Source organism: Acinetobacter sp. CIP A162 (genome assembly GCF_000367905.1).
Taxonomy (GTDB): domain Bacteria; phylum Pseudomonadota; class Gammaproteobacteria; order Pseudomonadales; family Moraxellaceae; genus Acinetobacter; species Acinetobacter lwoffii.
The window spans coordinates 116,363-129,238 of record NZ_KB849161.1; the positions used below are offsets into that span (position 1 = coordinate 116,363).

8 protein-coding genes and 2 rRNA genes are annotated in these 12,876 nt (G+C 44.1%); 2 read left to right on the plus strand and 8 right to left on the minus strand.

Annotated elements, in window-relative coordinates; all coding sequences use genetic code 11:
- Positions 1 to 3: 3 nt before the first annotated feature.
- Both F995_RS15410 and F995_RS15415 read right to left on the minus strand, forming a co-directional pair.
- On the minus strand, positions 4 to 1,479 hold the full coding sequence (locus tag F995_RS15410; RefSeq protein WP_004280815.1) for a sodium-dependent transporter: 1,476 nt from the start codon (positions 1,477 to 1,479) through the stop codon (positions 4 to 6).
- Positions 1,480 to 2,070: 591 nt separating this feature from the next.
- On the minus strand, positions 2,071 to 3,519 hold the full coding sequence (locus F995_RS15415; RefSeq protein WP_004647695.1) for an aldehyde dehydrogenase family protein: 1,449 nt from the start codon (positions 3,517 to 3,519) through the stop codon (positions 2,071 to 2,073).
- A gap of 134 nt (positions 3,520 to 3,653) precedes the next feature.
- On the opposite strand from F995_RS15415, the gene F995_RS15420 reads away from it, so the two are divergent.
- Entirely contained in the window at positions 3,654 to 4,343 is a 690-nt protein-coding gene (locus F995_RS15420; protein ID WP_004647696.1) for a TIGR04219 family outer membrane beta-barrel protein, read from the plus strand.
- Positions 4,344 to 4,710: 367 nt separating this feature from the next.
- On the plus strand, positions 4,711 to 5,262 hold the full coding sequence (locus F995_RS15425; RefSeq protein WP_004647697.1) for a type 1 glutamine amidotransferase domain-containing protein: 552 nt from the start codon (positions 4,711 to 4,713) through the stop codon (positions 5,260 to 5,262).
- A gap of 47 nt (positions 5,263 to 5,309) precedes the next feature.
- Here the strand turns inward: F995_RS15425 and F995_RS15430 are convergent, their stop codons facing one another.
- The 6 genes from F995_RS15430 to F995_RS15455 all read right to left on the minus strand — a co-directional run.
- Positions 5,310 to 5,630 (minus strand): ankyrin repeat domain-containing protein, encoded by a 321-nt coding sequence (locus F995_RS15430; RefSeq protein WP_004647698.1) that lies wholly within the window; start codon positions 5,628 to 5,630, stop codon positions 5,310 to 5,312.
- Between the two features lie 18 nt (positions 5,631 to 5,648).
- A complete protein-coding gene (locus tag F995_RS15435) occupies positions 5,649 to 6,281 on the minus strand; it encodes a hypothetical protein (protein WP_004647699.1) in 633 nt (210 codons plus the stop codon).
- A 98-nt stretch (positions 6,282 to 6,379) separates the two neighbouring features.
- Positions 6,380 to 7,729: an aromatic acid/H+ symport family MFS transporter gene (locus F995_RS15440; RefSeq protein ID WP_004647700.1), complete on the minus strand. Its 1,350-nt coding sequence runs from the start codon at positions 7,727 to 7,729 to the stop codon at positions 6,380 to 6,382.
- A 342-nt stretch (positions 7,730 to 8,071) separates the two neighbouring features.
- Complete coding sequence (locus F995_RS15445; protein WP_004647701.1) at positions 8,072 to 9,436, minus strand: MFS transporter; 1,365 nt, start codon at positions 9,434 to 9,436, stop codon at positions 8,072 to 8,074.
- Between the two features lie 285 nt (positions 9,437 to 9,721).
- Positions 9,722 to 9,836: ribosomal RNA gene (gene rrf, locus F995_RS15450) — 5S ribosomal RNA — on the minus strand.
- 193 nt (positions 9,837 to 10,029) lie between these two features.
- Positions 10,030 to 12,876 (minus strand): 23S ribosomal RNA (locus tag F995_RS15455); the annotation flags it as partial.

A 12,876-nucleotide genomic window follows, 5' to 3' on the forward strand; every position in this document is an offset into this window, starting at 1 on the left:
CTCCTAGCTGTGACGATCTTTAATCAGGCTGAATAGAATGGCACCCAGAATAAAGAATGCCATTACTCCTCCACCTACCATCCATAGGGTACTGGCAGCATAGCCACCATAACCTTCTGCCATGATCGATTTCAGGGTCAGGCCCAATGCCAGCAATAATGACAAAGGCGTGATCACCGTTAGCATGAAGTTCCAGCTCGCACCCAGTTTCACGCTGGCAAACTCATTCACATGGCCTTCCAGCTGTTTCATTAATGGACGACGGAACCACGACAACAGAATAATCGATAACAGACCGCCACCGACAATACCGATGTTATTGGCAAAGTAGTCGATGATATCGACAAAGGTAATGGCACTATGTGTCGAGAACATCAGGGTAGAAATCACTGCTGAACCACCAGCAATAATCGTCACTGACTTGTTCTTTGACCAGCCCAGTTTGTCCTGGAACGCAGCAATCGGAACTTGCAGGATACTGACCATCGAGGTAATACCGGCAACCGTCAATGAACCAAAGAACAGGAAACCGAACAGGTCACCACCTGCACCTAAACTGGAAATGATTTTCGGAAACGCAATAAAGGCCAGACCGATACCGCCAGATACTACATCTTCAACTTTCGCGCCTGAGCTGAACGCCATAAAACCAAGCGCGGCAAAGACACCAATACCCGCCAGAATTTCAAAAGACGAGTTGGCCAATGCCACCACAATCCCTGAACCGGTCAGGTTAGTTTTGCGTTTCAGGTAAGATGCATAGGTCAACATGATCCCGAAGCCCACTGACAGTGAGAAGAAGATATGACCAAAAGCGGCTAACCAGACTTTATAGTTGGCCATCGCTTCCCAGTTCGGCGTGAAGAAAGCATTTAAACCATCGACTGCACCAGGTAAACGTACTGCCTGAATCACTAGGATCGTGAATAAAATCACCAGCAATGGCATAAAGATTTTATTCGCCAGTTCTACCCCACGGCGTACTCCACCGTAAAGAATCAGCATGACTGCTGCCCAAACGACCACCAGACCAAAGAACAGCACAGGTACAAAACCGAGCGTCAGACCCTCACCATTTTGTAGGTAAGTATTGAAGAAGAAGCCTTGGGTATCTGTGCCCCACTGCTGTCCAAAGGAATAGAACATATAGCTGCCAGCCCAGGACAAGACGCTGGCATAGTAAATCCCGATCACCAGAGTGACCATGACCTGCCACCAACCCAAGGATTCGGCATTCATGAGTTTTTTATAGGCCATAGGCGGTGCTTTACGGAACTTGTGTCCGACCGCATAGTCTAAAAACAATAAAGGTAAACCTGCTGCGAAAATCGCAATCAGATAGGGGATCAGGAATGCCCCGCCACCATTTTCATAGGCAACATAAGGGAAACGCCAGATATTCCCCAAGCCAACGGCGGAACCAATCGCTGCAATAATGAATCCTGATCGTGCGGACCAATTCTCACGAGTTTCTGTCATAGAACACCTAAACTTTTAACCCCTTTAGATGCTGCTTGTTATGGTTATGGCGCAAGCAAAAAAAGAAGCATTTTCAATAATTTTGGGTGTTTGAATTAGAGGGCACCTTGTGGGCGTCGAATTCTAATGTACAAACAGGTCAGCAGGTCTTACATCTTGCTTAAAGTCTGATCGAAAAACTGACCTTGTAGATGATTTAACAATACTGACTTTTTTAAATTTTTTCTGTAAATTCTGCTTAAAATATTCGTTATTTATAATCTATTCGAATTAAGCGTTCAATAATTCTGCAAAATAAGGCAGATTAAACAAGTTATATATTGACAAACTTTTTGGAATATATTTTTCTTAAGTTTTACTACAGGGTCGCTGTTTCAAAAAATGTATTCCAAGACTCTGATCCAGCATCTGTTTTTAGATCATTATTTGAAGATGAAACGGCTCATACTAAGGCACATGACCAAGCCGTGATATGGGAAATCAAATTCTCTCATGGAATTTTGACCTCTTTAAAAACCGGTTTAAATATCACAAGCAGATTTAAAAACCAGCCACCTGTGATATCGAAGCGATGAATTGAATATTCTGAACCTAGGCTTTAATCACCAGCATGCGCTCTTCCTGCATATCGCGAATGGCGGACTGAATTCCTTCACGACCCAGACCTGAATCTTTGACCCCGCCATAGGGCATGTTATCGACCCGGAAAGACGGAATATCATTGATAATGACACCGCCGACATGCAGATGATCCCAGGCATACAGCATCTTGTTCAGATTCTGAGTATACACTCCAGCTTGCAAGCCAAAACGGCTGCGGTTGATACAGGCAATACCGGATTCGAAATCAGCATACGCTTCCAGAATTGCCACCGGGCCAAAGGCTTCATCACGGTAGATTTCCAGACTGTGGTCTACATTTTCCAGCAAGGTCGGTGCGAACATCACACCATTCAATTCGCCTCCAATCAGGATTTTCGCGTCTTTTTTCACGGCTTTATCCAGCCATTTTTTCAGGCGTTTGGCTTCATCTTCCTTGATCATCGGACCAACCAAGGTTGTGCTCAGATTCGGATCAGCGGCTTTAATCGTTTTCAGTTTCGCCAGCAGTTTGTCCTTCACTTCAGTATAAATCTGCTGATGCACCAAAATGCGTTGCACACTGATACACACCTGTCCGGCATGGTTATACGCCCCGCCAATTAGACGGTTAATCAAGACATCGTTAATTTCGGTATCTGGCTCAATCATGACAGCAGCATTGCCACCCAGCTCCAAGACCACTTTTTTGCGTCCGGCACGCGCTTTCATATCCCAGCCCACAGCATCGGAACCGGTAAAACTGAGTAATTTAAAACGCTCATCAGTGACCAGTAGATCGGCCAGCTCTCGCGGACAGGGCAATACCGAAAAGGCACCTTGCGGTAAATCGGTTTCCGCCAGAATTTCGGCAATTTTTAAGGCAGAAATCGGGGTTAGACTCGGCGGTTTCAGCACAAAGGGACAACCGGCTGCAATCGCAGGAGCAATTTTATGCGCGGTCAGGTTTAAAGGAAAATTAAACGGACTGATCAGAGACACTGCACCAATTGGCACCTGCTTCACAATACCCTGATAACCGGATGCTGCCGCAGTCACGGCCAAAGGCAGCATACGTCCCTGATCAACCTGGGTCACGGCATCTGCGGCAATCTGAAAGGTATTAATCAGACGCTCAACTTCAGCTTCGGCCGCTTTACGCGGTTTACCGCCCTCTGCAATCAGAATTTCGGTCAGTTCTTCATGAATCTCACGAAAACGGCGTACGCAATGCAGCAGAATTTTCTGTTTCTGGAACGGCTCTAAGGCAGCCATTTCGGCTTCTGCGTCTACGGCAGACTGAATCGCCTGTTCCAGTGTGTTGGCATCTGCCAAAGCGACACGGGCATACAGTTCGTGGTTATATTTATGTTTGACCTCTAGCCATTCACCCGTCTGAGCCACCTGACCGGCGACATATAATGCATACTCTTTCGCTTGTTGTGTGCTTCTCGCTACCATCTTATTGTCCTGCAAAATCTAAGGATATACATTTTTGAAATTCTCTATATCATGCACTTGCTACTCCATATTAAGAAGATGCTTTTAAGTAACCAGACACTTCTAATTTTAATAAAGCTTTAGGGAATAGAGCCATGCGCGCAAAAATACTCACCACCTTATTCTTCGGTTTTGGACTCAGTACGCTCAGTCATGCAGATGTGATTGGCGTGAAAGCGGATCTCAGCTACTGGGATTTTGACGGCTATAGCCAGGATAACAATTTCAAGCATGAGCTGGATCGACAAGGTACAGCACAACTATCTGTCGCTGTAGAACATCCGGTACCGTTATTGCCAAATGCCAAGATTAAATACGTCAATCTGGACAGCACCAGCGAACAGAGTTCTCCTGTCAATGCCTCAGATATCGAGCTGAACAATATTGACTATATTCTGTATTACGAATTGCTGGATACCATTGTGCATGCGGATATAGGTGCAGGTTTAACCAATCTGGATGGTACGGTGGAAAACCGGACTGCCGGCGCTTTCACGCAATACGATCTGGATGAATATAGCCCACTGCTCTATGCAACAGCCGGGGTTAAATTGCCATTTACCGGTATGAGTGCCAAAGCAGAAGCGGTTTACAGTCGCGGCAGCGATACCCGAAAAACCGACGTACAGGCAGAATTGCAATATGATTTCATTGATAATCTGCTGGTCGATGTCGGTGCCAAAATCGGTTATCGCCTCATGCAGGTAGATTTTGAACAGGATCAACGTCCAGACTTACAGCTGGAATTTAAAGGTCCTTATATCGGCTTAGATATACATTTTTAATGCAATACAACCGGTTAAGTTTGCACAGCTTAATTTCTCTGCGCTGATGTAAGCCAAAGCGTACAGCAATAACCGCAATCTGCTGCTAGTGCGCCACCGGGATGTGTATTACTTTATAAACATAGAGAGCAGGATGCTCCAGAAGACCTAAAAACAAGAATAACATCGCAACACCAGGACGTGAGGTACGACAGGAGTTATACCTAAATCACGAGATACGAAAAAGCCCCGACAGGATGTCGGGGCTTTTTTTTCTGCCTATTATTTTATTTATCATTGCTTAACAGTTCCGAGCTAAAACTCCAACATTGTAAGAATCCCCTTGTTGTTAAGCTAAAAATCCTCGCATTTTTTAGGAACAGCAATCATGGTAAAAAAGGTCCTCTTTATTACATCTAATCAAGGCATTGAACATGATGAACTCACTGAGCCTTTAAATTTTCTAAAGTCCAAAGGTTTTGAAGTGATTCATGCTGCCGAAAAAAATGAAGATGTCGCGACGGTCAAAGGTGATACCAAAGCTGCCACCCAATATACGCCGGATACCAGTCTTGAACACGTCGATCTGGATGATTATGATCTTTTGGTGATTCCCGGCGGTACAGTCAATGCGGATACCTTGAGAATCAATCAGGATGCGCAAAAAATCATTCAGCATTTTGCCGATAATCACAAACCGATTGCCGCGATCTGTCATGGGCCATGGACCTTGATTGATGCACAGCGTATCAAAGACAAGAATCTGACTTCATATAAGAGCATCAAGCTGGATCTGGAAAATGCCGGTGGAAAATGGGTCGATGAACAGGTTCACCGCTGCAATACTGGCGACTGGGTACTGATTACTTCACGTAATCCGGATGATTTACCGGCTTTCAATGAAGCGATCTTAAAAGAGCTTGAAGGTGATGCTGCCTAAGCTCATACCATAAAAAAGAACCTCAAATTTGAGGTTCTTTTTTATATTCAGACACCACCGGCCAGACTTTTCAGATAAGTCACAACGTCTTTATTTCCGGCCATTTCGGCCAATTCTAAAGCAGTATTAGGACTGCGATGTGCAATATCAGCACCCTTGCTGACCAAGAGTTTGACCACTTCCAGATGATCATTTTCAGCAGCGGCCTGTAAAGCACTATAGCCTTCTTCGTCGGCAGAGTTAACGTCCAGACCTTTCTGTAAGCCTTGCTCGACCTGTTCAACATCGCCTAAAGAAGCCCAGTACACCAGTTCAGGAAGATGCAGTTCATCATCTTCAAGGATTGGGGAGAATGAGTTGAGTTTCATAAAATTATCCGTTTCAAGTTATTTAATTGAAAAATCTTCATTAGCATAACCTACCGTAACCTCAACTGAGATAGGATCACTGGTAGTTTTGATAACCCATACACCGATAAAATTATCGGTTCTTATAGTTGTAAAATACAATGACAATAATGATTCTATTGCTTTAATTTCTTTAGGTAATGTATCAACAAAATTTTTTAAATTTTTATCATGTCCCCATGGATTATCTGCATGAAGATATTTACCTAATTTGTCATACAATCTGATGAAATTATTAATCGTTAAAAAATTCTCTTTTTGTCTTTCAAAGTGATAATACCCTTCCTTGACAAGAAAGGGTTCTGATAAAGGAATAGGATAAAAATCTTTATTGATATTTTTTAATATTTTGACAATAGTGCTAGCTTTATAATCTTTACGGTAATCATTACGACTTTCAGCTTTTAACCTAAATTTTGCATACTCTGTTTTATTTGGAGCTATAGCAGCAAAAGCTAATAATTCTAAAGTTTTCCTCAACTGAAGTATTGCAGACTCTAAATAAGCTTGCTTTGAGGAATTTAAATAAATTTCTAAAAATTCTTTTGTAACTTTTAAACGCGATAATGCTTGTTCAATATTCTGTATATAAATATATTTCAATTCTTCCATGTTTTTAATTTTCAAAAATAAATATTAAAAACAAAATATATAATATCTCAAAAATAAAAAAGCCCCCTTTCGGAGGCTTCTTATTTAAAAACTTAGCTTTAAGCTTTAGACACTGCGGGTTCAATTGAACCAATCTTTTCAGACTCATTGTCATGCATGATCAACGCAACCGCAATTGCAGTAATCAGAACCGGTAAACCAACTGCCATAAAGTTAAAGTAAGCAGGCAGATTCATACCAAGTAAGCCACCAATCAGGATCGGCCCTACAATCGCGCCCATACGACCGATCGCAGAAGACCAGCCAATACCTGTCGAACGTACCGCAAGTGGGTAGAACTGCGCCACATAGCTATACAGCAACATTTGCGAACCAATCGACGCTGCCCCCGCCAAGAATACTAGGATGTAAAGTAAGAATTGGTTAGATGCAAAGCCCATTGAGCTCATCACAATCGCACCCATCATACCCAGGAACATCAGTACCGGTTTCAAGTGGAAACGATCCGCAAGAATACCACCACCGACAATACCTACAACCGCACCAACGTTCATCACCATCATGAACATCAAACTGTTGTCCATCGAGTAGCCCGCTGCCATCATTAACTTCGGTAACCAGCTGCTCAGTGCATACATGGTTAACAGACAAGTGAAGAACGCGACCCAGAACAGTAAAGTATTGACCGCACGACCACGACGGAACAAGCTCACCACGTTGGCTGCTTCAGGCACATTTTCCTGTGGCAAAGTGAAAGTTGTATTCTCGGTAACTGTCAGATTTGGCGCCAAGCGACGTACAATACGACGAGCTTCTGGCTGCTTATTCTGTTTCACAATAAATGCGAGAGATTCAGGCAGGAATTTCCAGATCACTGGTAACAAAAACAGTGGAATACCCGCGATAAAGAACATGATTTGCCAACCAAAACTTGGGGTAAACCATGAACCCAATAACGCAGCCATTACGCCACCTACCGCATAACCACTAAACATGGTGGTCACCAGCGTACTACGCATTTTTTGTGGGGCATATTCCGAAGTCAATGCCACCAGGTTTGGCATTACGCCACCAATACCAAGACCGGCAAGGAAACGTAAAATACCGAATTCGGTTGGGTTTGAAGCAAAGCCGCCGGCAAAAGTTAAACCACTAAATAATACAATACAGATCATGATCACTTTCTTACGGCCGATCTTGTCCGCGAGGGAACCAAAGATCATCGCACCAAACATCATGCCAGCCAGTGCGGTACTTGCAAGCATTCCGGCCTGCACTGCACTTAAGCCCCAGTCTTGCATCAATAACGGTAAAACTACACCATTGATTGCGAGATCGTAGCCATCAAATAAGATAATGAGTAAACACCAAGCAACTACATTGAAGTGGAAAGGCGTGAATTTCGCATTATCGACTACAGAATTTACATCTATTTTTTCCGTTGTCATCGTTCTCATCTCCCATGAGTACTTGTCCATAACATCTTGTTGAAGACTGAAGTCAATCTTCAATGTCAGGCAATATACGCAAGCGGGATTTAAGGCACAATAAGACTAATTGATATTCTGCTATGCTCACCGAAAGGTCATTTATTTGCGTGATATGTCACACTATTACTAATATAAACTTTTGAATAATTGATATTTATTTTTTAATTCGCCCAATATTTAAGCTCTTTTAATCCGCTTATTCTTTTGACCAATTGAATATTGATTTAATTTCATACTAAAGATATGAAAAAGCCCCTTTAAGTAAGGAGCTTTTTAACTGAGTAGGTCAATTACGAGAGTTTAAATTTTGGCTGTTTTTAATTTTTTCACCATAACGCGACCAGGTTGTGGCTTACGAATCATTGAAATAGCGATGATGCCAATAATACCTGGCATTGCAACTGCGATAAAGTTCCATTTATGTGGTAACTCCATCCCAAGCAGCATACCAATCACGATTGGGCCAACGATTGCACCTGTACGCCCTACAGCAGAAGCCCAACCAATACCAGTAGAACGTACTGCAACAGGATAGTATTGAGCAACATAGCTATATAACAAGATACTGGTACCAATAGATGAGGCACCTGCTAAACTGACAAGTAAATAAATAACAGGGGTTGGAGAATTAAAGCCCAAACCAACCAAAGACAGTACACCGACAGTTAACATACTCATAAGAACAGGTTTAAAGTCAAAACGGTCTGCCAAAATACCACCGCTAATGGTTCCGATCACGGCACCAATATTCAGTGCTAATAAGAACATTAAACTGCTACCTAAAGAATATCCCGCGGCCATCATAAGTTTTGGTAGCCAGCTTCCAAGTGCGTAAAGCATGAGTAAGCACATAAAGAAAGCAATCCAAAATAAGAATGTTCCTGTGGCACGATTTTCTGTAAATAAAGCTTTTACTGATGCACTTTGGGTTTGATCAGCGCTAGCTAGAACAAGTTCAGTATCTGCTTGTATGTCTGCAGTTGGCTCGACTTGCTTTATAAAGCGACGTGCTTCATTCACTTTTTGTTCTTTAACGAGGAAAGTTAAAGACTCAGGTAAGAACTTCCAAAAAAATGGAACAAAAAGTAATGGAATACCTGCAATGAAGAACATAATTTCCCAACCAAAACTTGGTGTAAACCATGTACCGCATAATGCAGCCATAATACCGCCTACGGCATAACCACTAAACATGGTGGTTACCAGTGTGCTTTTTAAACGTTTAGGTGCATATTCAGACGTTAAAGCGACTAAGTTTGGTAATACACCACCAATCCCTAAACCAGCAATAAAACGTAAAATACCAAACTCTGTTGGATTAGTGGTAAATCCACCTAAAAATGTAAAAGCACTAAATAAAGACACACAAATCAAGATAACTTTTTTACGACCAATTTTGTCTGCAAGCATCCCAAACAGCATGGCTCCAAACATCATGCCAGCGAGTGCTGTACTTGCAAGCATGCCTGCTTGAACAGCACTCATACCCCACTCTTGCATAAGTAGAGGCAGAACGACACCGTTAATTGCTAAATCATATCCGTCAAATAGGACAATAAACAAACACCACAATACAATGCTTAAGTGAAATTTAGTGAATTTTGCCTGATCAATCAGATCATTCACACTTACCGTGTTTGCTACTCTGTTCATGTTTTCTGCCATTTTTACTCACCTCCTGTGAGTTTTTTTCGTTGTTTTCAGCACGACACATGACCCTAACTCTTATTTATTATTTTTAATGATTCTTATCGCCATGTCTTCGCAACAACTTAGTTCAACACAGCTACTTTTCATGCAATATCCGACTAAAGTCTTACTTATTCCTTAAAATTCTAAACCCATGAGTCCAGTTTTTAATCAATACTCAACACTTCAACAATTATTTGACTAAAACCCGCGCATAAAAAAACACCCCCTATCAAATGACAGGGGGTGTTTCGAATAATGAGCTGGCGATGACTTACTCTCACATGGGTAACCCCACACTACCATCAGCGCTAAGAGGTTTCACTTCTGAGTTCGGGAAGGGATCAGGTGGTTCACTCTTGCTATGGTCGCCAGCACAACTGTTTATGGATACTTGCTAGGTCTTATTGAGATGCCTTGCTTTCTACCAAATAGAATTCATTAACAGGTTTTATTTGAGTTGAATATTGTCATACTAACGAGCTTATGAATCAAGCTGTTTTGCTGAATATCGAATCAATTGATCCTCACTTCTTTCGAAGTTCGTACAACAACTGTTTGGGTGTTGTATAGTCAAGCCTCACGAGCAATTAGTATTGGTCAGCTTCACATATCACTATGCTTCCACATCCAACCTATCAACGTCGTAGTCTTCAACGGCTCTTTAGGAGACATAAAGTCTCGGGGAAATCTTATCTTGAGGTAGGCTTCCCGCTTAGATGCTTTCAGCGGTTATCCCTTCCGAACATAGCTACCCGGCGATGCCACTGGCGTGACAACCGGTACACCAGAGGTTCGTCCACTCTGGTCCTCTCGTACTAGGAGCAGATCCTCTCAAATTTCCAACGCCCACGGTAGATAGGGACCGAACTGTCTCACGACGTTCTAAACCCAGCTCGCGTACCTCTTTAAATGGCGAACAGCCATACCCTTGGGACCTGCTTCAGCCCCAGGATGAGATGAGCCGACATCGAGGTGCCAAACACCGCCGTCGATATGAACTCTTGGGCGGTATCAGCCTGTTATCCCCAGAGTACCTTTTATCCGTTGAGCGATGGCCCTTCCATACAGAACCACCGGATCACTAAGACCTACTTTCGTACCTGCTCGACTTGTGGGTCTCGCAGTTAAGCGCGCTTTTGCCTTTATACTCTACGCGTGATTTCCGACCACGCTGAGCGCACCTTCGTACTCCTCCGTTACTCTTTAGGAGGAGACCGCCCCAGTCAAACTACCCACCAGACATGGTCCTCGTCCCGGATAACGGGACAGAGTTAGAACCTCAATATTACCAGGGTGGTATTTCAAGGACGGCTCCATCGCAACTAGCGTCGCGACTTCAAAGCCTCCCACCTATCCTACACAAGTAAGATCAAAGTTCAATGTCAAGCTGCAGTAAAGGTTCACGGGGTCTTTCCGTCTAGCCGCGGGTACACCGCATCTTCACGGCGAATTCGATTTCACTGAGTCTCTGCTGGAGACAGCGCCCCCATCATTATGCCATTCGTGCAGGTCGGAACTTACCCGACAAGGAATTTCGCTACCTTAGGACCGTTATAGTTACGGCCGCCGTTTACTGGGGCTTCGATCAAGAGCTTCGCTTACGCTAACCCCATCAATTAACCTTCCAGCACCGGGCAGGCATCACACCCTATACGTCCACTTTCGTGTTTGCAGAGTGCTATGTTTTTAATAAACAGTTGCAGGGGCCTGGTTTCTGAGGCTGTCGGCCGCTCAAGGAGCAAGTCCTATCACAGACAACAGCGTACCTTCTCCCGAAGTTACGGTACCATTTTGCCTAGTTCCTTCAGCAGAGTTCTCTCAAGCGCTTTGGTCTACTCGACCTGACCACCTGTGTCGGTTTCGGGTACGATTCCTGTGTAACTGAAGCTTAGAGACTTTTCCTGGAAGCATGGTATCAGCCACTTCACTGTACAAGTACAGCTTGCTATCAGTTCTCAGCATAGAGTACCCCGGATTTGCCTAAGATACATGCCTACAACCTTCCACCTGGACAACCAACGCCAGGCTGACTTAACCTTCTCCGTCCTCTCATCGCATTACACAGAAGTATTGGAATATTAACCAATTTCCCATCGACTACGCCTCTCGGCCTCGCCTTAGGGGTCGACTCACCCAGCCCCGATTAACGTTGGACTGGAACCCTTGGTCTTTCAGCGTGCGAGTTTTTCACTCGCATTGTCGTTACTCACGTCAGCATTCGCACTTCTGATACCTCCAGCAGACTTCTCAATCCACCTTCATCGGCTTACAGAACGCTCCCCTACCACGCATAATAAATTATGCATCCGCAGCTTCGGCATATAGTTTTAGCCCCGTTACATCTTCCGCGCAGGCCGACTCGACTAGTGAGCTATTACGCTTTCTTTAAAGGGTGGCTGCTTCTAAGCCAACCTCCTAGCTGTCTATGCCTTCCCACATCGTTTCCCACTTAACTATAATTTTGGGGCCTTAGCTGGCGGTCTGGATTGTTTTCCTCTTGACTACGGACGTTAGCACCCGCAGTCTGTCTCCCGGATAGTACTCATTGGTATTCGGAGTTTGCATCGGTTTGGTAAGTCGGGATGACCCCCTAGCCGAAACAGTGCTCTACCCCCAATGGTATTCGTCCGAGGCGCTACCTAAATAGCTTTCGGGGAGAACCAGCTATCACCAAGTTTGATTAGCCTTTCACCCCTATCCACAAGTCATCCCCTGGCTTTTCAACGACAGTGGGTTCGGTCCTCCAGTTAGTGTTACCCAACCTTCAACCTGCTCATGGATAGATCACCTGGTTTCGGGTCTATACCCAGCAACTAAACGCCCTATTAAGACTCGGTTTCCCTACGGCTCCCCTATTCGGTTAACCTTGCTACTGAATATAAGTCGCTGACCCATTATACAAAAGGTACGCAGTCACCGGACACAATGCCGGCTCCCACTGCTTGTATGCATGCGGTTTCAGGATCTATTTCACTCCCCTCACAGGGGTTCTTTTCGCCTTTCCCTCACGGTACTGGTTCACTATCGGTCAGTCAGGAGTATTTAGCCTTGGAGGATGGTCCCCCCATATTCAGACAAGGTTTCACGTGCCTCGCCCTACTCGACATCATCATATAAGCCCTTTCGTGTACAGGACTATCACCGTCTACGGTCGCACTTCCCAGAGCGTTCCACTAGAACTTATATGACTTAATGGGCTCTTCCCCTTTCGCTCGCCGCTACTGAGGGAATCTCAATTGATTTCTTTTCCTAAGGGTACTGAGATGTTTCACTTCCCCTCGTTCGCCTTGCAACACTATGTATTCATGTTGCAATACCTACCTTATGGTAAGTGGGTTTCCCCATTCAGACATCTCCGGATCACAGGATATTTGCCGCCTCCCCGGAGCTTTTCGCAGGCTATCACGTCTTTC

What these genes read in the sequence shown, in the direction of transcription:
- F995_RS15410 (WP_004280815.1), bottom strand. Translation starts at nt 1,479, where the DNA reads ATGACAGAAACTCGTGAGAATTGGTCCGCACGATCAGGATTCATTATT.
- F995_RS15415 (WP_004647695.1), bottom strand. Translation starts at nt 3,519, where the DNA reads ATGGTAGCGAGAAGCACACAACAAGCGAAAGAGTATGCATTATATGTC.
- F995_RS15420 (WP_004647696.1), top strand. Translation starts at nt 3,654, where the DNA reads ATGCGCGCAAAAATACTCACCACCTTATTCTTCGGTTTTGGACTCAGT.
- F995_RS15425 (WP_004647697.1), top strand. Translation starts at nt 4,711, where the DNA reads ATGGTAAAAAAGGTCCTCTTTATTACATCTAATCAAGGCATTGAACAT.
- F995_RS15430 (WP_004647698.1), bottom strand. Translation starts at nt 5,630, where the DNA reads ATGAAACTCAACTCATTCTCCCCAATCCTTGAAGATGATGAACTGCAT.
- F995_RS15435 (WP_004647699.1), bottom strand. Translation starts at nt 6,281, where the DNA reads ATGGAAGAATTGAAATATATTTATATACAGAATATTGAACAAGCATTA.
- F995_RS15440 (WP_004647700.1), bottom strand. Translation starts at nt 7,729, where the DNA reads ATGACAACGGAAAAAATAGATGTAAATTCTGTAGTCGATAATGCGAAA.
- F995_RS15445 (WP_004647701.1), bottom strand. Translation starts at nt 9,436, where the DNA reads ATGGCAGAAAACATGAACAGAGTAGCAAACACGGTAAGTGTGAATGAT.